Origin of the sequence: Niastella populi, assembly GCF_002078015.1 — a bacterium.
Taxonomy (GTDB): domain Bacteria; phylum Bacteroidota; class Bacteroidia; order Chitinophagales; family Chitinophagaceae; genus Niastella; species Niastella populi.
Genome location: NZ_LWBP01000167.1, coordinates 13,829 through 33,699, shown reverse-complemented (window position 1 = coordinate 33,699; position 19,871 = coordinate 13,829). Strand labels below are relative to the sequence as shown.

The window sequence follows — 19,871 nt, the reverse complement described above, 5'->3', positions numbered from 1 at the left end:
TTGCAGGTTTACGGTAACCTGCGGCCGGCTTAAAGCCTAAAGCAAATACAGGACCTTCGTTAAAGTTCCCGCATTTGGCCTTCAGCCTTTGGCTTCGGGCTTTCAGCCTGCAGCTTTATTAACGTTTTATAAATTTGTAAGCAATGCCTACGGTTAGTTCCCTGGGATCACCAAGGTTATAACTCAACGTGCTGCCCGCTTTGCTGGCAAAGGTGGAATAATAGGTATTTGTTGAATTGAGCGCATTCACCCACACGTCAAACTTTTTTATTGAATAACCGGCACGAACATTCAGCAGATCGTAGCCGCCATACTTTTTACTATTGGCATTATCCATAAAGTATGGGCCTGTATGTTGCCATTCGGCGCTTAGCCGGAGGCCTTTTACAAATACCGGTTTGTACGTTACTTCCGCATTGGCTATAAACCGTGGTCCGCCGGCCAGCTCGTTGTTATTATAGGCGGTGCCTTTTTCAACATAGTCAACAAAAGAGTGTTTGCTGTTGGCTGCGCTGAACCGGATCGATAATGCGCTTATGGGCCGGTAAGTGATCCCGTATTCAATACCGGTATGTTTTGTTTTTCCGGCATTCTGGTTCTCTGTTGAACCATCTGCATTTCGTACGCTGATGATCTCATTGGTGCCGTTTAACAGGTACCAGCTCCAGTCGGCATATAATTTATTTTTCAGTAAAGAGAACCAGCCGCCCACTTCATAGTTGTAAAATGTTTGCGGACCAAGATAGGGTACTTTTACCCCGGTGTACAATTCACTGATCTGGGGCGGCACAAACCCTTCACTGTAGTTGGCATAAATGCCGGTTCCTTTATAGTTCCAGGTAGCGCCAACTTTAGGCGAAAACCGGTTGAAATCATTTTTGGTAGAAGGGGCGCCGGTAAAGGCAGATGGCGGCAGCGCATTTTCAAAATCATAATGATAGAGATCGTAACGCAGGGCGGCCGTGAGTTTTAACCCTTTTGCAATTGCTGCTTCGTAATGTAGATAAGAAGCCAGGTTGTTGATGCCGGTCTTATATTGGCTGAGCACCGAATCGGTAGTAGCATAACTTACATAATACCCGCGGCCATCGCGGTTGATATTGATGAAGTTGCTGTTATAGGTCGACGGACTGTTATCAACCGAGATGCCGGCGATCAGTTTACTGTTTAAAAAATCGAACGACTGCTGGTGCTGCGCGATCAGCATGTAGGTGTTGAACGCGCTTTCATTGATCTCACCGTATGCGCGCGCAGGATCGTTGGCGATGTTTTTCACCCGGTACGATGGATTTTGTTGTACCGAATTGTCGCGAAAGATAAACGATACCTGGGTGCTGCTGTTGCTGTTCCATTGGTGTAACAGTTGCGATTTATAGCGAAGCGCCGGCACTTTGCGATAGGTAAACGTTTGCGGTGTGCTATAGTCTTTACCGGCGAAATGCGCACTATCGAGCGAACCCAGCATATCACTGTAATAATTTACGTAAGTGAGATCGTTCACCCATTTTGTTCTTTCACTGATGGCATAGTCGCCGCGAAGGGTGATGCCGGTTTTGTGAAAATCGCTGTGATCGACCGGGCCGTTATGGCGGTTGGCATAATAACCGCTTATCAGTAAGCCGAATTTGCCAAACGTATTGCCTACCTGTACATCGGTTCTTTTATAACCGTTGTTATTGACCTGTACGCTTACCTGTCCGGAAAAAACGGCGGGTGGCGCCTGGGTAATGATATTGATAGCGCCGCCAATGGCTTCTGCACCATAAAGCGAAGAAGAGGGCCCTTTGATAACCTCTATCTGCCGGGCGGCGGGCATATTCATTTCCAGTAAGGCATTGTGATTGTATACGCCGGTTGTGCGAATGGGAATGCCGTCTTCGAGGTAGAGGAACAGGCTTTTGGTGGTCATCGGCTGGCGAATGCTCATCGAGTGCTGTTCATTGCCAAGGCTCACCATGTTCACACCGCTTATTTTATTTACCAGCTGGTCTATGCGGGTGGCCTTTGTGTCTTCCATGGTTTGTTTGCTGATGGTGGCAATGGCTACCGGCGCTTCGCTTCGTTTTTGCGCTGTTCTGCTGGCGCTGATCACAATTTCCTGCAGGCTGTTATTGTTAGACTGTAACGTAATAAGCCATTGTTTTTGCGAAGCTGCATTGGCGACGGTTGCCGGAAAATAGCCTAATGAAGATATGGTCAGTTCGTTGCCGGTATCGGTAAGCGGTAATGTAAATTCTCCCCTGTTATTGGTAATAGTTCCCTGGTTGGTGTTTTTGATCTGTATGGAAGCATGTGCTACAGGTTCTTTGGTTATGGCATCAATTACTTTGCCGGTGCAGTTGGTTTGGGCATAGGAACGAACGCCTGTCAATACGATCAATAGGGCGGTTACACAGTGTATAAAAAGTTTCATAGTAATAACGTTGGCGCATACGGTAGCTGTTCAGGCAGTATGATCCTGACAGATGCTAGAGATGCATAGGTTGAAGAAGGCGGAAGGCGGAATGCTTAATGCTTAACGCTGAAGGCGGGCTCTCGAAATCGTACTTCCCGAATAAAATCGGGCAGCTTAACATTCGGGGTTGCGCGTTTGGCGTTTAGCTTTTCGCGTTCGGCATAAGTGGTCATCCCGGCATTCGGGATTTTGTATTTAGCTTTAAGCCTTTGGCCTTTAGCCTTAAGCCTTTAGCTTTTAGCCTTGTGGAGGATGGAATATAGCGTCTATTACCTTTTGAGAAATGGGATCGGTATACCGCGATACATGTACCGGTTGTTCGTTGAATGAATGAAATTGGGTTTCGGCTTTCTTTTCGTTATACAATACCACTTCGAACTTAAAGCCTGAACCGCCGTTCAATGGGGTGTTCTGTGAGTTTTCGTCTTTATTCAGCTGTTTGCCCAAGTAACATTTACCCAGGCAGCATGTTTTGGGTTTTGTGCGGTTCTCACATAATGTAGCGGCGATGGTCTTTTGATTCATCCTGAAGTTCAGGACGATAAGGCTTTTGCTGAAGGTTTGCCCCAGCATGCCTATCAAAAACACTATCGTCCACCATTTATTCAAAACACCTGATTTTTGGCAAAGATATCAGGTAAACGAATATAATGGATGAAAAGTATCAGACTATCTCTTGATTAAGATCATATTATTCCCTGTCTCATATCATGATGCCCCTTACCAGGCGGGTGTACTTTTGGGATGCAATCGTTGTGTGTTATAGAGTTTAAGCAAGATCGGTGAAACCGAATGGGAATGGCCTGAAGTCGTTGACATGTATGCCGTAATTGACGGGGGGCTGCATGAACAGGACGAAGGTCGAAAGTCGGAAAGTCCGGAGGTTTAGAAAGAAACCCTCTCTGTAACTATCTTTCTTAATTCCGGACTTTACTTTCTTTCCGACTCTCATTTTTTCATGTTGTATGTTTTAGTTAGAAAGCCCTTGTTCTGCCTACATAAATATTTCTGGCCCGCAGGTAGGTATCTGTTGTTGGGCCGGGCGAGCCACTGGAACCTTCCATTTGCATATTGATGATGATATACATGGGCTTGCCCACAAAGTTGCCCGTGTGCTGCGCTTTCCAAACGCCATCTATATAATAATGTATGATTACATCTGTGGCCGAAGATTTCTGGATCCATACGCGATAGGTATGCCAGCTGCCGGGCGATGATACATTGGTGATGGTAGAGGTAACATCGCTGCTGGTGCGGAATGTGTTCTGCCAGTTATTGGTGTTGCCCTTGAACTCCATGATATCGCTTTCGGGCGGCCAGCTGTTTACGCCGGTAAGCCAGAAAGCAGGCCAGCTGCCTCGCACCGAAGGCGCCTGGAAATCGCCTCTTACTTCATAATTAGGGAACTGATCATTCACAAGAATGTGGAATTTGGCATTGATGGCCCCTGAGTGATAACGGATAGGCAGGTACGGATTGGAACTGCTGTTCCCTTCATTCCAGTTTATTCGTGTGGCTTTGATAGTGAGTACGCCATTCCCGTCGAGATAAACATGATTATGATCGGTAGGGCTCGCATACATGCGGGCTGAACCGTTATGGTCTGACCCCCAGGGATACAAATAATTCCAGTACTGTTCTAATGTGGCGTAACTGGCGAAGGTGTTGTTGATGACTGTTTCAAAAACTTCGGGCGTTGCCGTTCGTTGCTCAGTGTTCGGCGAAGCCGGGTCTTTAATTGCTTTTTTACACTGAATGAACAGCAAGGCAAGGATGCCTGACAGAACGAAAGGTTGCATTTTTTTCATATGACTTGTTTTGATTAATTGTGACACGGCAAACGAATAAGACCCGGATATCCGGGACCGCGTTACTATAATCAAATTAGCAGTGGGCAATCGTGAATACAGCCGAAAGCTGAAGGCTTAAAGCTGAAAACCCGGAGCGTAAAGTTCGCGAGGTCTGAATAAAATAAGTCGTCACGAACCAAAGAACATAAAACCTAATACTTAATACTTAAAACTCCAGTTAACAGCAAAGCCTACACTAATATAATGCATTTATTGCCTAAAAAGTCAGCCGGGTAAATAAAAATGTCATCTGTACACCTGTTTGCGACGTGCATCAAGTAGCTGTTTTTGATTCAGCGGGTTATAAATTAGGATCATCGGCAGCATGAAAGCAGATATGACAGGATCGTTGATTTCCGGCCCCGAAAATGCCCGGCAGATAAAAAATTTTGTAATTCCAATTTTTGTATACCTTTACGGCGCTTTAGGGGTGTCCATAAACGGACTGAGATAATACCCTTTGAACCTGATGCAGTTCGTACTGCCGAAGGGAAAAGTGAAAGTCTTCTTTATTTTCTTTCCTTTTATTCTCTTTTGCTGCATGTTCATTCCCTGAAGTAATTAAAAACGTAGGTATGAACATTTCTATCAATCAACAACCCAGGGAAATTCCTGATCAATGTTCGCTTGAGCAATTGCTTACCCAGGTATTGGGCATACCTGTGGCCGGACTGGCTGTAGCGGTTGATCAAACCGTTATTCCCAGCACGGCCTGGCCGGCATATATACTGCGGGAAGCCGATAAGGTAATGCTTATCAGGGCTACACAGGGCGGGTAAATACAAATGTGCAAATTAGCAAATGTGCAAATGTGAAAATATGCAAATGAAATACAATTCCGAATTGCGTATGGTTTTAGCAGACAATGTTTTACTTGTATTTTCTCGTTGCCTTTATGCCTCGTTGCCTCGTTGCCTTTATGCCTTGTTGCCTTTTTACTACTCACGACTAAAAAAATTATTATGAAAAAAGAATCAATTCCTAACCAGAATAAAATAACAACAGAACCCTTCCCCGCTTCGCGGAAGATCTATGTAAAAGGGCAGCTGCATAACGACGTTGCCGTTGCCATGCGTGAAATTGCGCTTACCGATACCGCGCTTCATGGCAAAAAAGGCGCTACCGAAAAAAATGCGCCCGTTACCGTATATGATACCAGCGGTCCATACACCGATCCCAATGTAACTATCGATGTAAAAAAGGGGTTATCGCCTTTGCGTGAAAAATGGATCATCGATCGTGCAGATACGGAGCAATTGCAACAGGTGTCGTCATCTTACGGGCTTGAACGCCTGAACAATGAAAAGCTGGATGCATTTCGCTTCGAGCATCTTCGCAAGCCGCGTCGCGCAAAAAGCGGCGCTAACGTAAGCCAGATGCACTATGCCAAAAAAGGCATCATCACCCCCGAGATGGAATACATTGCTATTCGCGAGAACCAGCGTTATGATCTGTTGAAAGAACAACTGAATGGCAGTTATGACATGCTGGCGCAGCAACATGCCGGTCATAGTTTCGGCGCCAACACGCCAAAAAATTATATCACACCCGAATTCGTACGGCAGGAAGTAGCCGCCGGCCGCGCTATCATTCCCAGCAATATCAATCACCCCGAAAGCGAGCCCATGATCATTGGCCGCAACTTCCTGGTGAAGATCAATGCCAACATCGGCAACTCGGCAGTGACCTCGAGTATTGAAGAAGAGGTAGAAAAAGCAGTATGGGCCTGCCGCTGGGGCGCCGATACCATTATGGACCTGAGCACCGGTAAAAATATTCATGAAACAAGAGAGTGGATCATACGGAACTCGCCTGTGCCCATTGGTACCGTTCCTATTTACCAGGCATTGGAAAAAGTGAATGGTAAAGCCGAAGAACTTACCTGGGAATTGTTCAGGGATACGTTGATCGAACAGGCAGAACAGGGTGTGGATTATTTCACCATCCATGCAGGTGTGCTGTTGCGTTATATTCCATGGACCGCAAAACGCGTAACGGGAATCGTATCGCGCGGCGGCAGTATCATGGCCAAATGGTGCCTGGCGCATCATAAAGAGAATTTCCTGTACACGCATTTCGAAGAGATCTGCGAGATCATGAAAGCTTACGATGTGGCCTTTTCACTGGGTGACGGATTACGTCCCGGCAGCCTTGCCGATGCCAATGATGCGGCGCAGTTCGGCGAGCTGGAAACATTAGGCGAGCTTACAAAGATCGCCTGGAAACACGACGTGCAAACCATGATCGAAGGACCGGGTCACGTGCCCATGCACCTGATAAAAGAGAATATGGAAAAGCAGTTGAAACATTGCGATGAGGCGCCCTTCTATACGCTCGGACCGTTGACAACCGATATTGCCCCGGGTTACGACCATATCACTTCTGCCATTGGCGCAGCGATGATCGGCTGGTTTGGAACCGCTATGTTGTGTTATGTAACGCCTAAAGAACATCTGGGCCTGCCCAATAAAAAAGATGTAAAGGACGGGGTGATCACATACAAGATCGCGGCACATGCTGCCGACCTGGCGAAAGGGCATCCCGGTGCGCAGTACCGCGACAATGCATTGAGCAAAGCGCGTTTTGAATTCCGTTGGGAAGATCAGTTCAACCTGTCGCTCGACCCCGATACGGCGCGTGAGTTCCATGATGAAACCCTGCCCGCCGATGGCGCCAAGGTGGCCCACTTCTGTTCTATGTGCGGACCCAACTTCTGCTCGATGAAAATTACGCAGGACGTTCGCCAGTATGCGGAAGATAAGGGACTGCAGGAAGCGGATGCCTTACAAAAAGGTATGGAAGAAAAAGCGAAGGAGTTTGCGGAGAAAGGAAGCCAGCTGTATTTGTAAAGACCAGATAGAAGTGTACCACGTTTATAAAACGTGGCACACTTAAATGATGTTCCAACTAATCGTCATATCAAACCCTGTCATGCTTCCCGGTGAAGCAGCCATCATTCAACAATTGTTTGAAGAAGGGCTGGAGATTTTTCACCTGCGCAAACCGGATGCGGATGAACAGGCAATGAGGAATTTGCTCGATGGCATACCAACTGTTTATCATAACCGCATCGCAATGCATGGTTTTTTTCATTTGATGTCGACGTATGACCTGCATCGCTGGCATTTCAGGGAAGAGCACCGGCAGGGGGCAACAGCAGAATCGTTGTTACAATTGAAAGAAAAAGGGTACACGTTGAGCACGTCTGTGCATGACATCGAAACGGTTCAAAATTTATCATCCTGTTTCTCGTACACCTTTTTTTCACCGGTGTTCGACAGCATTTCAAAACAGCAGTACAGGGGAGTGGCCGGCGATGATTTTTATTTGACCCCGGAGCAGAAAACCGTTCCGGTAATTGCGCTGGGCGGCATCGGTGCGGGTAATATAAAAAAGGTAGCTGAAATGAATTTTGACGGCGCTGCCGTATTGGGATCTATCTGGAACGAACCGGAAAAAGCGGTTGAAAGGTGGGTCGCCCTGGAGAAATCATTTCAAAACATGTTTAACTAAAAGGCCACCCACCTTACAATAAAAATTAAACAATGCAATCACCACGCCCATACGTATTGACCATAGCCGGTTTTGATCCCAGTGCGGGAGCGGGTGTACTGGCCGATTGCAAAACGTTTGAACAGCTTGAGGTGTATGGTTTCGGCGTATGCACGGCATTGACGGTTCAAACCGATGATAAATTTATAAAGCTGCACTGGCTGAGTGCTGAACAGATCATTGAGCAATTGCAGCCGCTGATCGGTAAGTTCGATATCGTTGCCTGTAAGATCGGCATCATCCATTCACCGGAGACGCTTATAGAAGTGATCAGGTTTTTAAAGGCGCATAACCCGGCCATTCAAATTATTTGGGACCCGGTGTTGAAAGCCAGCGCCGGCTATGATTTTCACAGCCCGGATACTTTTCATAGTCTCGAAGCCATCCTGGCCGCGGTAACGCTGGTAACGCCCAATTACAATGAGCTGCTGCAACTGCAATCGATCGCAAATGAGTCGTTGGTAAAAGACGACAGGGCCCTGTTTTGTGCGGTATTATTAAAAGGCGGGCATCGTGCCGATTCATTGGGAACAGATACCTTGTATGAACCTGCCGGCAGCACGGTCATTAGCGCCGGTGTTGCGCATGCCTTTCCAAAACATGGATCGGGTTGTGTACTGGCAGCTGCCATTACCGCCCACCTGGCAAAGGGCGAATCATTGAGGGAAGCCTGCCGCCTGGCAAAAAATTATGTAGAAACATTCTTAAACAGCAACCAGTCGTTACTGGGATATCATACAGTATGTTAGAACGTGTGTATTTTATATCACAACAAACCGCCGCAAAAACGCATTTAATGGCCATTGAAGAAGCGTTGCAGGCCGGTTGCCGCCTGGTGCAGCTACGGGTAAAAAACGAACCCGAAACGGCCGTACTGGAACAGGCAAAAAAGGCCAAGGAGCTGTGCGACCGCTATAAGGCCAAACTCGTCATCAATGATTTTCCGCAGGTGGCAAAAGCCGTTGGTGCATGGGGCATTCATGTTGGTTTGCAGGATCTGAGCCCTGCCGAGGTAAGGGCGATCACAGGTAAAGAAATGATAGTAGGCGGCACCGCCAACACCTTCGAACATATTCAGCAACGCGTGCAGGAAGGGGTTGATTATATCGGCCTCGGTCCCTTCCGGTTCACTGCTACCAAGGAGAAATTAAGCCCGGTGTTGGGTTTGGAAGGCTACCGGCGAATAATGAATGAAGTGCGGGCTGCCGGTATTCAATTGCCCATTGTGGCAATCGGCGGTATTCTGGCCGCTGATGTGCCGGGCTTACGCGATGCCGGTATTCATGGAGTGGCGGTTTCAGGTACTATTACCAATGCAGTTAATAAACAGGAAGTGGTTAAACAAATTGATGCTTTGTATTCAGGCTGAAGGCTGAAGGCTGAAGGCTGAAGGCTGAAGGCTGAAGGCGAAAGGCAAAAGGCAAAAGGCGAAAGGCTGAAGGCGAAAGGCTGAAGGCTAAAGGCAAAAGGCTAAGGGCAAAAGCTAAAAAGCAAAAGAAATGCAATTCTCTGTATTTGTATTTGCTTTAAGCCTTCAGCCTTCAGCTTTCAGCCACATTCGATCATTTTAAACGAATTCATATGTTAACGATAGCAAACAAAACATTCAACTCCCGTTTATTCACGGGAACGGGAAAATTCAGTTCAGCCAATGTGATGGAAGAGGCGCTGCTGGCATCGGGATCAGAACTGGTGACAGTGGCATTGAAACGGGTTGATATGAACGATCCGCAGGATGATATTTTGCGTCACCTGCAACATCAGCACATCAACCTGTTGCCAAATACCTCCGGTGTACGTACCGCCAAAGAAGCGGTCTTTGCCGCGCAGCTGGCAAGGGAAGCCTTGCAAACAAACTGGCTGAAGCTGGAAATACATCCCGATCCGAAATATTTAATGCCCGATGCGGTTGAAACGTTGAAGGCGACAGAAGAACTGGTGAAATTAGGTTTTGTGGTATTACCCTATATTCATGCCGATCCGGTGTTGTGCAAACGCCTCGAAGAAGCAGGCGCAGCAGCGGTAATGCCGCTGGGCTCGCCAATAGGAAGCAACAAAGGATTGAAGACAATAGATTTTCTGGAGATCATCATAGAACAAAGCAAAGTGCCGGTGGTGGTAGATGCAGGTATAGGTTCTCCTTCCGATGCGGCCAAAGCCCTGGAGATCGGCGCCGATGCGGTGCTGGTGAATACGGCCATTGCCGTAGCCGGACAACCGGTGCAAATGGCAGCTGCATTTAAAATAGCGGTTGAGGCAGGCCGTATGGCGTATGAAGCCCGGCTGGCCAAACCATTGAACACCGCCGTGGCAAGTAGTCCTTTAACCGCATTTTTAGATGAAGCCTCCATGGAAAAAATTTCATTGTGATATGTAAGGCAATGAAAGTTTTTTCCATGTAAGTTCCCCGTCATCCGGGCGGGCATCAGGCCAAAACACCATTCCTGTTTTAAAGTGAATACCATGGATAGTTTTATAGATGTTTTCAACAGGTATAACTGGAACGAAGTAAAAGAACGGATCTACAGCAAAACAGCTGTAGATGTAGAGGCGGCGCTGGGAAGGCAATCCCGGTCGCTGGATGATTTTATGGCGTTGATTTCACCGGCGGCGGCTGCATATCTTGAGCCGATGGCGCAGTTGAGCCAGCAGCTCACCCGGCAACGTTTTGGGAAAACGATACAGTTATATGTGCCCATGTATCTGTCGAACGAATGCAATAATATTTGCACCTACTGCGGGTTCAGTCTCGATAATAAAGTGCGCCGGCGTACATTGACTGCAACCGAAATAGTGCAGGAAGCAACCGCCATAAAATCGATGGGGTATGAACATGTGTTGCTGGTGACCGGCGAGGCCAATCATACGGTGCATGTGCCGTATTTTAAAAATGCCATCAACCTGTTGCGCAATCATTTTGCACATATCTCTATGGAAGTGCAGCCGCTGGATGAGGAAGATTACCGCGAGCTTACCAGGGAAGGATTGCATACGGTGCTGGTGTACCAGGAAACCTATCACCGCGAAGATTACAAAAAGCATCATCCCAAAGGAAAGAAATCGAATTTTCAATACCGCATAGAAACGCCCGACCGCCTCGGCAGGGCAGGGGTGCATAAGATAGGTTTGGGCATATTGATAGGCCTGGAGGACTGGCGTACCGATTCATTCTTCACCGCTTTGCATTTGAATTATCTCGAACGTACTTACTGGCAAACAAAATACAGCATTTCATTTCCGCGGCTGCGTCCGTTCTCGGGCGGACTGGAACCAAAGGTGGAAATGGTTGATCGCGAGCTGGTGCAGTTGGTCTGCGCCTGGCGCATCTTTAACCAGGAAGTGGAATTGTCGTTATCTACGCGCGAGCATCCGCGGTTCAGGGATCATATTATGCAGTTAGGCATAACTTCTATCAGTGCCGGTTCAAAAACCAATCCGGGCGGTTATGCCGTAGAGCCCGAATCCCTCGAGCAGTTTGAAATAGCCGACGAACGCAGTCCGGCCGAAATGGCCCGCGTTATTTCCTCTATAGGGTATGAACCGGTTTGGAAAGATTGGGACGGGGCTTTACAGAAATGAGAAATGAGGAATGAGAAATTAAAAATTAGAAAGGGAAAGGCAAATACAAAATGTCGAATATCCAATGTTGAATGTCGAATGGTGAAGTGAAATAGTATTTGTATTTGCCTTTATGCCTTGTTGCCTTGTTGCCTTTCACCACTGTTGCTTTTGACAACAATCATCCCTTCAGCTAACAAATGTCATTTCTGTACAGGGCATTGCACAATAGCTTTGGTGTAAAATAATGCACCATGAAAAAGATCCTATTGGCGCTGGATGCCGGTCATGTTGATACAGAGTTGATTCATTTTGCCTGTAACACGGCCACCTTGTCACATTCAACCCTCACCGGTTATTTTCTTAGTGAACCCAAAGAAGAGGAAACGATAGTAAATATGGCATTCGGAATGCCCTATGTTGAAACCATTGTAACCAAAGGGCCCACGGCCGCCGAACAAAAGCAATTAGCCTATATACAGCAGTTTGAACGCACCTGCGCGGTAAGAGGAATACGTTGTCAAATTCTCAATAACAGTACCATCAATGCCGCTGAAGCTATCATTGAGGAAAGCCGGTTTGCCGATCTCGTGATCGTACAGGCTTCCCTTTCTTTTGAAAAGAAACTCGAAGAGTCTCCCACCGCCCTGGTAAAACAAATACTGGCCGAAGCAGAATGCCCGGTACTGGTGGCGCCGTTGAACCAGACAGGCATCGAAGAAATTGTATTTGCGTACGATGGCAGCCGCTCGGCAGTTTTCGCCATCAAACAATTCACCTACCTGTTCCCCGAACTGGCCGATAAAAAAGCGATCGTATTGCAGGTGAATAAAGACGATTCATTACCTGTTACCGATAAAGAAAAACTCGGAAAATGGCTGCGCATGCATTACTCAGGCATCGGTTTCCAGGTGTTGCAGGGAAAACCCTCTGAAGAACTGTATGCCCGTTTGCTGGGCAAACAAAACACCATTGTGGTTATGGGCGCTTTTGGCCGCAGCTGGTTATCGTCACTTTTCAAACCCGCCACTGCCGGTATACTGTTAAAGACCATCAACCTGCCGTTCTTTATAACACATCATTAAGGCTAAAGGCTAAAGGCTTAAGGCAGAAGGCGAAAGGCAAAAGGCGAAAGGCAGAAGGCGAAAGGCAGAAGGCAGAAGGCGAAAGGCGAAAGGCTGAAGGCGAAAGGCATAAAGACAAAAGGCGAAAGTTATCCTCAAGGTTAAAATAGAAGGAAAATATTATTGATCACTTTAAAATTCACAGTATGAAAGGGATCATTCTTTATAAAGGAAAATACGGGGCAACCAGCCAGTATGCCAACTGGATAAGCGAAGTGTTGAAATGGCCATTGTTTACACCGGTGCAACTGCTCGATGAAACGATCGATGCCACAGATGTTGTAGTAATTGGCGCATCGGTATATGAAGGCCGGCTCACATTACATGCCTGGTTAAAAAAACATGCGCACCAGTTGTTGCGTAAGAATGTTTTTTTATTCATTGTCTGCGCCACACCGGCAGATAAGAAAGACGAGCTGGAACAAATAGCGCAACGCAATATTCCGCCATTGTTACAAAACAAGATCACCGTATTCTTTTTACGCGGCCGTCTGGTGATCAACGATCTTAACTGGTTCGACAGGCTGATGCTGAAATTTGCTTCACGCGCTACGAAAGACCCTGATGAAAAGGAGCGAATGATCCATGGTTTTGATGACATGAAAAAGGAAAACATCATTCCGCTGGTGCAGTCGGTGAACGCACTGCAACAGGGTGCTGCCAACAAATTGGCCGGTGAAGAAATTCTGGGCTGATTAAAATTTATAGTATTTACCGCCGGGTTGATGCGCCCTGCGTGCGCAAGTGAATGCTTACGCCCTATCTATCACAATGTTATAAAGATCAGGGGCGTTTCATTTTCTTAATGCGGTGTTGTTAAAGCCACTGCCGGCGTATGTTTTATTGCATTTATAGTCGTAACTTAGAAAACACAACATTTTATATGGCATTCCGATTTGAGTCAATGATTATTGAGATTCATGCCCCGCACTCGGAAGTAAATGAATCCATACTAAAGCCTGTGAAAGAGAAGGTGCTTTCCTTTTCACATCTTATCAAGGATATTGTTAAAGCAGAAATCATATTGCGCCATGACACGGCTGCTCTGCCACAGGAAAATAAGATCTGCGAGATCAGGCTCACCCTTTATGGCGATTCCCTGTTTGTGCATCGCCGTTCGGCAAGTTTTGATGAAAGCGCCTGTGCCGCGGTGAGTGAACTTGAAAAAGCAGTGCAGGAGCAGGCGAAATTGCAGCAGGGACTACCCGATCAGATAACGAGTACGGTGAAAGTTTAATTTGATAATGTGATAATGTGAAAATGTGATAATTCGATAATGTGCCAATGCGCTAATGCTTTTATGCGGATTCATTAATGCACCGACGTTATTGCGACAGCACTCAAATGAAGCTGTATTTCCATTATCACATTAGCTAATTAGCATTTTGCATTCATTCGTTTCCCGGGTCTTCCTTAACTCTCATTTCCAATATACTTACGACCTCCTCATCGGTTACCTGTGTAAAATCTAAATAGAATTCACCAACGGAATGGAATTCCGAAGGGATCCAGGCGCAAACAAATTCATCGCATACTTCGCTTAATTTTTTAGCTGCCTGCCGTGATGCAACGGGAACGGCCACAACGAGTTTCCTCGGCCGTTCGTTTCGGATGATCTCGATCGTACTTAATAACGTATTGCCTGTTGCCACGCCATCATCGACTACGATAACCACTTTGTCTTTGACCGGTGTTGGTTTTTTATCGCCCATATACTTTATATACATCTCGCGCAGCTGCTTCCTGATGTTTATGATTTCCTGTTGAATATATTCATCAGATGCCATTGCGTTCGGTGCAATGATCCTGCCCGTAAGACTTACCGCCCCAATGGCGTATTCTTTATGTAAAGGATGACCGATCTTTTTTGACAAAATGATCTCAAGGGGTATTTCCAGTATCCGGGCAATGGGAAAAGCAACCGGTATGCCGCCCCGGGGCACGGCCAGCATTACACCATCAACCCGTTTGTAATGTAGCAGGTGCCTGCTGAGCGCAAGGCCCGCATCCATCCGGTCCTGGAACATAAAGGTGGAGCTCATTGGCAAAATGATGGAACAATCGTGCCAACGGCAGTTTATGATTTCTGGTTCTTTTAACCGGTACTATACCGTACTGGCATACATCAGCTTTCTACAAACCCGCATGGAACACCATTTGCATTACCTCCTGTAAATGAAATACTATGGCCAAAAAAACGAATCCCGATAAACCGGAAGTGCCCAATCCCGAAAACCCTGAAATAACCCCTGAAACGGTTCCCAACCGGCCCACGCCGCCCTTTCAGGAGCCGGAAATTGAGCCTGAAGACGATCCCGGCGGTACTTCGCCAGGCGAAATCCCCGTTCCTGAACCCAATGAGCGACCAGGCAAACAGGGCGACGAGGAACCTAAAGCCTGAAAAGTTATAAGTAGTAAGTTATAAGTTATAAGTTATAAGTTATAAGTAATATGTTATAAGTTATAAGTAACGGGTCGGCGTTGAAAAACCAGGCACCTAAAACTTATAACTTATAACTTATAACTAAACAGTGCAATACAAGCATGGATATTAGCGTTTTATAGTCTTTTAGGGTGTTTTGATACGGTTAATGGCGGGGTACTTAATGCATCGTATAGTGCTGATTCTGTTGCCCTTGGGCAGCAGGTGTACCACCCCTGGCGGTATCGGAACACGGGAGTTATATTTTTGTGGTAAGATTATAAAAAATATCCAATGAAAACCCTTTGTATCCGTCGATTCCTATGGGTCTTTTCTGTGCTGTTTATGCAGCAGGTAGTACAGGCGCAAACCGACACTTCAGCGCAGCAGGCTCCTGTAACAGCTCCTGCAGTTACTCCAGCGGCAACTTCAGGCACTTATACGCCGCTCATAACCATTGAAAATGGAAAAACAAAAAAGCCGAAAGTTAAAAAGAAATGGCTTTTTGCAGTCGATGTCGACGCCGGTTTTGCTTCTCCTGCCAATACTGAGTTAAGCGACGTTTTTAAGGGCGGCCTCAATACTTCAATTGGTCTGAAAACAGCATTCTTCAATAACAAACTGTGGGTACGTCCGGTAGCCGCACTGAAATATTATTTCAAAAAAGTGGAGATGGCTGAACCTCACCGCGAGGCTTTCCGCACCTGGAAGGCCGGTCTTGAATTACAATACCAGGTATATACAATAGGTAAGTTTACCATTTCACCCATTCTGCGTGCCGATAACAACTGGTCATCGAGTCAGTTCACCCGCATCAGCGATGAAAAAAATGAAAATGGCACAGGTATTCAAACTACCGGTAAAATACTCACGGGTTCAGGGATCTCATTCGATGCCGGCGTAATGCTGGTACGCGCAGGCGATCTGTATGTGAAGCTCGATTATGAATATTACAAACCCGATCTGAAAGTAAATCCCGATTACGTAGCTGAAGTACGGGCTGCCGGCCGTATTATGCCCGATCATAAAGAATTTGATTGCAGTTCAATAAACCTAAGCGTAGGCGTTAACCTGAATTTCAAAAAGTAACTATGAAACGTCCATGATAAAATTTTCATTATGCATTTTCCGCTATGAAAATTGTGGCATGGCAAGTTCCATCCGGCAAATGAAAAAAATTAATATTCTCAGATGAAAAAACTATACATCTTACTTCTTACCGGGGCTGTGGCATGGGGTTGCGGCGATAAGGACAGATATCTTGTTACCCAGATCCCCACGGAGCCGGCTATCAATGCCGATGTGAAGGTGCTGATAAAGGATAACAGCCTCTATGCCGTACGGCTCGATGACGGCGGTATTATCCGCGGGTTAACGTCGAACAATTACTTTATCACTTCCGACGGTTTTAAAAGCTTTACAAATAATGGCTATTCGGTGCCCGTTAACCGCTTAACGCCTTACAGCTACGACAGCAATGCGGTTGTTGTGGCGGCAGGTACACCACTGGCGCCGGTAATTTATTATTCCATCGATTTCGGTAATAACTGGAACACGGTGGCGCTTACTTCCGGTTCCTTTTCACCGGCCATCAATACTTCGGGTTTCAATACTACCGAACTGGTTGATGTATCGTATATCGACACCAATTACATCATGCTTACCTATCAGCAAAAAGCGGTTACCGCTGCCGATAGCCGTAAGTTCTATAAATTGGATCTTACTTCGAAAATTGCTACCCGCGTAAGCTATTTCGACGATGCATTCTACCCCGTGAGTGTTAAGTTCGTAGATGACACAACGGGTTATGTATTGTTGTATAAGAACAGCGCATACAGCTCTTTTATTTCAAAGACACTCGATACCGGCCGTACCTGGAGCGAACCTAAGGTGATCACCAACAGGGTGCTCTCCGGTTTGCAAACAGGGCCAAAAGGTAATTTGTGCGTAACGGAAGATTTTGGCAATGCCTATATTTCAACCGATAGCGGCGCTACCTGGAAGCAGCCTGTCACCGATCTGAAACTTACGGCTGCCCATATGGTGAACCAGCATATCATTTATGGTTTTACCAATGACAACCTGGTAAAAAGTACCGATACCGGTGTTACCTGGAATACGGTTTCCGGTGAAGGTTATGAGTATGCCAATATGAAGAAGCTGCATTTCCACGACGATCAGAACGGTATAATGTATGGCGGACAGAAATTGTACATTACTGCCGATGGCGGCGTTACCTGGAAAGTACTGCTTTATCCTTATAAGTACGTTATAGAGGATTAATTAAATTGTTCCCATCCGCTTTTTGATAAATTTTTCCAACTCCACGGCATGGAAAGTAATGGTGGAAATCAATAAACAGGTCCCCAGTTCTTTCCATGTCAGTGGTTCGGTATTGAAGATCTTGTTCAGGAATGGCATATAAATGATCGCGATCTGCAAAATGAACGTGAGCGCTATGGCGCCTATCAGGTTCCTGTTCGTGAAAACACCAATACGGAAAATATATTCGTGTTCGCTGCGCGATACCAGGGCATGGCCCATCTGGCTGAAACAAAGAACGGTAAACACCATGGTTTGCCAGTGCGCATCGCCAATATGAATCGACCATGCCTGCGTAACCAGTCCCACCGCAGCCATCAGCACACCTACCCATATAACATTAAAGCCCAGTCCCATGGCAAATATGCTTTCTTTGGGATCACGTGGCGGACGCTCCATCACTTTTACATCGGCTTTTTCACCGGCCAGTGCCAGTCCGGGTAAACTATCCGTTACAAGATTGATCCATAAGATATGAATAGGTAATAACGGGATGGGCATCCCCACTAGGGGCGCAATGAAGATGGTGAGTATTTCTGCAAAATTACAGGCGAGCACATACCTGATGAACCGCCTGATATTATCATAGATGCGTCGTCCTTCCCTTACCGCTTTTACGATGGTGGCGAAATTGTCGTCGAGTAAGATCATGTCGGCGGCTTCTTTCGAAACATCCGTTCCGGTAATACCCATGGCTACCCCTATATTGGCCCGCTTCAGTGCGGGGGCATCGTTTACCCCATCACCGGTCATGGCCACAAACTGATCTTTCTTTTGCAATGTTTTTACAATACGCAGTTTTTGCTGGGGCGAAACCCGGGCATACACCTTTATCTGGGTGATCTCGCTATCGAGCGCTTCATCTGAGAGCTTTTCAAGTTCAATTCCTGTAACCGTTCTATCGTTCCGGTGCTGCAGAATGCCCATGTCGCGCGCAATGGCGGAGGCGGTAATGGGGTGGTCGCCGGTGATCATTACCGGTACAATACCCGCTGTTTTACATTCGGTGATGGCCTGGCGTGCCTCAGGCCGCGGCGGATCGATCATTCCTGCCAGTCCGCAGAATTCCTGATCGCTTTCCAGCGCTTCCATATCGCCTTCTTTTGGCAGTTGTTGTATGAGTTTGCAGCTGTAGGCAATTATCCGCTGGCCGGCTTCGGCCAGTTTATCGCTTTTTGCGCTTATCTCTTCCTCATCGGCCGATTCGCAGATATTCAGCACAGCTTCCAGCGCACCTTTGGTGATCACCAGGAATTCATCATTCACTGCATGCACCGTTGTCATCATCTTACGGTCAGAGTCAAACGGCAATTCCTGCCGGCGCGGAAAATCGTTCTCCCACCTGTTATTATAACCTTCCTGTTGAAGCGCGTATTCGACAAGGGCTACTTCGGTAGGGTCGCCTTTTAATTTATTATCGTCGGTTTGGTCTTCTTTGGCATCGTGGTTCAGGCTCATTACCAGCAGCATCGCCTGTTCTTTTTTTATTTCCGGAATGGTAAGGCCCCACTGCTCATACTGCCAGATCTCCTGTACGGTCATCTGGTTTTGCGTAAGCGTTCCGGTTTTATCGGTACAGATATACGTTACGGAACCCAGTGTTTCAACAGCGGGCAGTTTCCTGATCAATGCATTTTTCCGTACCAGTTTTTTGGCGCCCAGGGCGAGGGCAATGGTAATGACCGCGGGCAGCGCTTCGGGAATGGCGGCCACGGCGAGGGAAATAGTGGTGAGCAGCATATTCGCCGGTGTTTCACCACGCAGGATGCCGATAAAATACAACACCACGCAAATACCCAAAACGATAAATGATAATTTTTTACTGAAATCGGCCAGCCGTTGCTGCAATGGGGTAGTGGCTTCTTTCTCCTGCAGCATACCGGCAATTTTCCCGATCTCGGTTTGCATACCGGTAGCCACCACCACACCGGTACCATTACCGGCAGTGACCAGCGTGCTTTTGTATGCCATGTTGACGCGGTCGCCCAGCGGCACCTCTTCTTCCTTTATGGCGTCGGGCGATTTATTTACAGCCTGCGATTCGCCGGTAAGGGAGGCTTCTTCTATTTTTAATGAATGACTTTCAATGATGCGGAGATCGGCGCCCACCATATCGCCCGCTTCCAGCAACACCACATCGCCCGGTACCACTTCGGTGGCGGCGATCTGTTCCACCCGTTTATTTCTTCTCACGCGAACGTTCGCTGCTGACATTTTTTTTAGCGCATCGATCGCTTTTTCTGCACGGTACTCCTGTACAAAACCTACGATAGCATTGATGATAATAATGAAGAGGATAACGATCATGTCTTTCAGGTCGCCCACGACGGCTGAAATAATGGCGGCCACCATCAGAATAAGGATCATTACGTCTTTGAACTGCATCACGAACAACAGCCACACCGGTTTTTTCTTTTTTTCCTGCAGTTGATTAGGCCCGTACTGCTGCATTCGTTGAGCGACCTCATCGGTTGTTAATCCATTCTTTGAACTTTGCAGTTCCTTTAATACGGCTTCGAAAGTGGAGGTATGCCAGTTCATTTATAATATTATTTTTTAAAATGTAACAAATTGTACAAATTCTGAGA

At 46.8% G+C, this 19,871-nt stretch carries 18 protein-coding genes and 1 riboswitch; of the genes, 13 read left to right on the top strand and 5 right to left on the bottom strand.

Annotated features, from left to right (window positions below; all coding sequences use genetic code 11):
- Positions 1 to 118 precede the first annotated feature (118 nt).
- From A4R26_RS14485 to A4R26_RS14470, 3 genes are all read right to left on the bottom strand, one after another.
- Positions 119 to 2,413: a TonB-dependent receptor gene (locus tag A4R26_RS14485; RefSeq protein ID WP_081164472.1), complete on the bottom strand. Its 2,295-nt coding sequence runs from the start codon at positions 2,411 to 2,413 to the stop codon at positions 119 to 121.
- 279 nt (positions 2,414 to 2,692) lie between these two features.
- Positions 2,693 to 3,064: a hypothetical protein gene (locus tag A4R26_RS14480; protein WP_133054674.1), complete on the bottom strand. Its 372-nt coding sequence runs from the start codon at positions 3,062 to 3,064 to the stop codon at positions 2,693 to 2,695.
- A gap of 365 nt (positions 3,065 to 3,429) precedes the next feature.
- On the bottom strand, positions 3,430 to 4,263 hold the full coding sequence (locus tag A4R26_RS14470) for a glycoside hydrolase family 16 protein (protein ID WP_081164469.1): 834 nt from the start codon (positions 4,261 to 4,263) through the stop codon (positions 3,430 to 3,432).
- A gap of 458 nt (positions 4,264 to 4,721) precedes the next feature.
- Positions 4,722 to 4,815, top strand: a riboswitch (TPP riboswitch).
- 65 nt (positions 4,816 to 4,880) lie between these two features.
- Here A4R26_RS14470 and thiS point away from each other — a divergent pair.
- The 10 genes from thiS (at position 4,881) to A4R26_RS14420 (ending at position 13,776) form a co-directional block, all read left to right on the top strand.
- Positions 4,881 to 5,084, top strand: coding sequence for a sulfur carrier protein ThiS (gene thiS, locus A4R26_RS14465; protein WP_081164468.1), 204 nt, complete (start codon positions 4,881 to 4,883; stop codon positions 5,082 to 5,084).
- Between the two features lie 183 nt (positions 5,085 to 5,267).
- The gene (gene thiC / locus A4R26_RS14460) at positions 5,268 to 7,154 is read left to right on the top strand and encodes a phosphomethylpyrimidine synthase ThiC (protein ID WP_081164467.1); all 1,887 of its coding nucleotides are present in this window, start codon (positions 5,268 to 5,270) and stop codon (positions 7,152 to 7,154) included.
- A 46-nt stretch (positions 7,155 to 7,200) separates the two neighbouring features.
- Complete coding sequence (locus A4R26_RS14455; protein ID WP_081164466.1) at positions 7,201 to 7,818, top strand: thiamine phosphate synthase; 618 nt, start codon at positions 7,201 to 7,203, stop codon at positions 7,816 to 7,818.
- Positions 7,819 to 7,850: 32 nt separating this feature from the next.
- Positions 7,851 to 8,606, top strand: coding sequence for a hydroxymethylpyrimidine/phosphomethylpyrimidine kinase (locus A4R26_RS14450; RefSeq protein ID WP_081164465.1), 756 nt, complete (start codon positions 7,851 to 7,853; stop codon positions 8,604 to 8,606).
- A complete protein-coding gene (locus tag A4R26_RS14445) occupies positions 8,600 to 9,226 on the top strand; it encodes a thiamine phosphate synthase (protein WP_081164464.1) in 627 nt (208 codons plus the stop codon). The genes A4R26_RS14450 and A4R26_RS14445 overlap by 7 nt, the downstream gene beginning before the upstream one ends.
- 212 nt (positions 9,227 to 9,438) lie before the next feature.
- The gene (locus A4R26_RS14440; protein ID WP_081164463.1) at positions 9,439 to 10,227 is read left to right on the top strand and encodes a thiazole synthase; all 789 of its coding nucleotides are present in this window, start codon (positions 9,439 to 9,441) and stop codon (positions 10,225 to 10,227) included.
- A gap of 93 nt (positions 10,228 to 10,320) precedes the next feature.
- Positions 10,321 to 11,436, top strand: coding sequence for a 2-iminoacetate synthase ThiH (thiH, locus tag A4R26_RS14435; protein WP_081164462.1), 1,116 nt, complete (start codon positions 10,321 to 10,323; stop codon positions 11,434 to 11,436).
- Positions 11,437 to 11,669: 233 nt separating this feature from the next.
- A complete protein-coding gene (locus tag A4R26_RS14430; RefSeq protein ID WP_081164461.1) occupies positions 11,670 to 12,500 on the top strand; it encodes a universal stress protein in 831 nt (276 codons plus the stop codon).
- Positions 12,501 to 12,685: 185 nt separating this feature from the next.
- The gene (locus A4R26_RS14425; protein ID WP_081164460.1) at positions 12,686 to 13,234 is read left to right on the top strand and encodes a flavodoxin domain-containing protein; all 549 of its coding nucleotides are present in this window, start codon (positions 12,686 to 12,688) and stop codon (positions 13,232 to 13,234) included.
- A gap of 188 nt (positions 13,235 to 13,422) precedes the next feature.
- Positions 13,423 to 13,776, top strand: coding sequence for an HPF/RaiA family ribosome-associated protein (locus A4R26_RS14420; protein WP_133054673.1), 354 nt, complete (start codon positions 13,423 to 13,425; stop codon positions 13,774 to 13,776).
- Between the two features lie 154 nt (positions 13,777 to 13,930).
- Here the strand turns inward: A4R26_RS14420 and A4R26_RS14415 are convergent, their stop codons facing one another.
- Positions 13,931 to 14,581: a phosphoribosyltransferase gene (locus A4R26_RS14415; RefSeq protein WP_081164458.1), complete on the bottom strand. Its 651-nt coding sequence runs from the start codon at positions 14,579 to 14,581 to the stop codon at positions 13,931 to 13,933.
- A gap of 143 nt (positions 14,582 to 14,724) precedes the next feature.
- On the opposite strand from A4R26_RS14415, the gene A4R26_RS14410 reads away from it, so the two are divergent.
- The 3 genes from A4R26_RS14410 (at position 14,725) to A4R26_RS14400 (ending at position 17,244) form a co-directional block, all read left to right on the top strand.
- Positions 14,725 to 14,940, top strand: coding sequence for a hypothetical protein (locus tag A4R26_RS14410; protein WP_081164457.1), 216 nt, complete (start codon positions 14,725 to 14,727; stop codon positions 14,938 to 14,940).
- 315 nt (positions 14,941 to 15,255) lie between these two features.
- Positions 15,256 to 16,050, top strand: a complete 795-nt coding sequence (locus tag A4R26_RS14405) for a hypothetical protein (RefSeq protein WP_081164456.1) — start codon at positions 15,256 to 15,258, stop codon at positions 16,048 to 16,050.
- A 102-nt stretch (positions 16,051 to 16,152) separates the two neighbouring features.
- Positions 16,153 to 17,244 (top strand): sialidase family protein, encoded by a 1,092-nt coding sequence (locus tag A4R26_RS14400; protein ID WP_081164455.1) that lies wholly within the window; start codon positions 16,153 to 16,155, stop codon positions 17,242 to 17,244.
- Here the strand turns inward: A4R26_RS14400 and A4R26_RS14395 are convergent, their stop codons facing one another.
- The gene (locus tag A4R26_RS14395) at positions 17,245 to 19,824 is read right to left on the bottom strand and encodes a calcium-translocating P-type ATPase, PMCA-type (protein WP_081164454.1); all 2,580 of its coding nucleotides are present in this window, start codon (positions 19,822 to 19,824) and stop codon (positions 17,245 to 17,247) included.
- Positions 19,825 to 19,871 lie beyond the last annotated feature (47 nt).

Bases quoted from the DNA above. Each gene is read 5' to 3' on its own strand.
- A4R26_RS14485 (WP_081164472.1), bottom strand. From the start codon at position 2,413: ATGAAACTTTTTATACACTGTGTAACCGCCCTATTGATCGTATTGACA.
- A4R26_RS14470 (WP_081164469.1), bottom strand. From the start codon at position 4,263: ATGAAAAAAATGCAACCTTTCGTTCTGTCAGGCATCCTTGCCTTGCTG.
- thiS (WP_081164468.1), top strand. From the start codon at position 4,881: ATGAACATTTCTATCAATCAACAACCCAGGGAAATTCCTGATCAATGT.
- thiC (WP_081164467.1), top strand. From the start codon at position 5,268: ATGAAAAAAGAATCAATTCCTAACCAGAATAAAATAACAACAGAACCC.
- A4R26_RS14455 (WP_081164466.1), top strand. From the start codon at position 7,201: ATGATGTTCCAACTAATCGTCATATCAAACCCTGTCATGCTTCCCGGT.
- A4R26_RS14450 (WP_081164465.1), top strand. From the start codon at position 7,851: ATGCAATCACCACGCCCATACGTATTGACCATAGCCGGTTTTGATCCC.
- A4R26_RS14445 (WP_081164464.1), top strand. From the start codon at position 8,600: ATGTTAGAACGTGTGTATTTTATATCACAACAAACCGCCGCAAAAACG.
- A4R26_RS14440 (WP_081164463.1), top strand. From the start codon at position 9,439: ATGTTAACGATAGCAAACAAAACATTCAACTCCCGTTTATTCACGGGA.
- thiH (WP_081164462.1), top strand. From the start codon at position 10,321: ATGGATAGTTTTATAGATGTTTTCAACAGGTATAACTGGAACGAAGTA.
- A4R26_RS14430 (WP_081164461.1), top strand. From the start codon at position 11,670: ATGAAAAAGATCCTATTGGCGCTGGATGCCGGTCATGTTGATACAGAG.
- A4R26_RS14425 (WP_081164460.1), top strand. From the start codon at position 12,686: ATGAAAGGGATCATTCTTTATAAAGGAAAATACGGGGCAACCAGCCAG.
- A4R26_RS14420 (WP_133054673.1), top strand. From the start codon at position 13,423: ATGGCATTCCGATTTGAGTCAATGATTATTGAGATTCATGCCCCGCAC.
- A4R26_RS14415 (WP_081164458.1), bottom strand. From the start codon at position 14,581: ATGAGCTCCACCTTTATGTTCCAGGACCGGATGGATGCGGGCCTTGCG.
- A4R26_RS14410 (WP_081164457.1), top strand. From the start codon at position 14,725: ATGGCCAAAAAAACGAATCCCGATAAACCGGAAGTGCCCAATCCCGAA.
- A4R26_RS14405 (WP_081164456.1), top strand. From the start codon at position 15,256: ATGAAAACCCTTTGTATCCGTCGATTCCTATGGGTCTTTTCTGTGCTG.
- A4R26_RS14400 (WP_081164455.1), top strand. From the start codon at position 16,153: ATGAAAAAACTATACATCTTACTTCTTACCGGGGCTGTGGCATGGGGT.
- A4R26_RS14395 (WP_081164454.1), bottom strand. From the start codon at position 19,824: ATGAACTGGCATACCTCCACTTTCGAAGCCGTATTAAAGGAACTGCAA.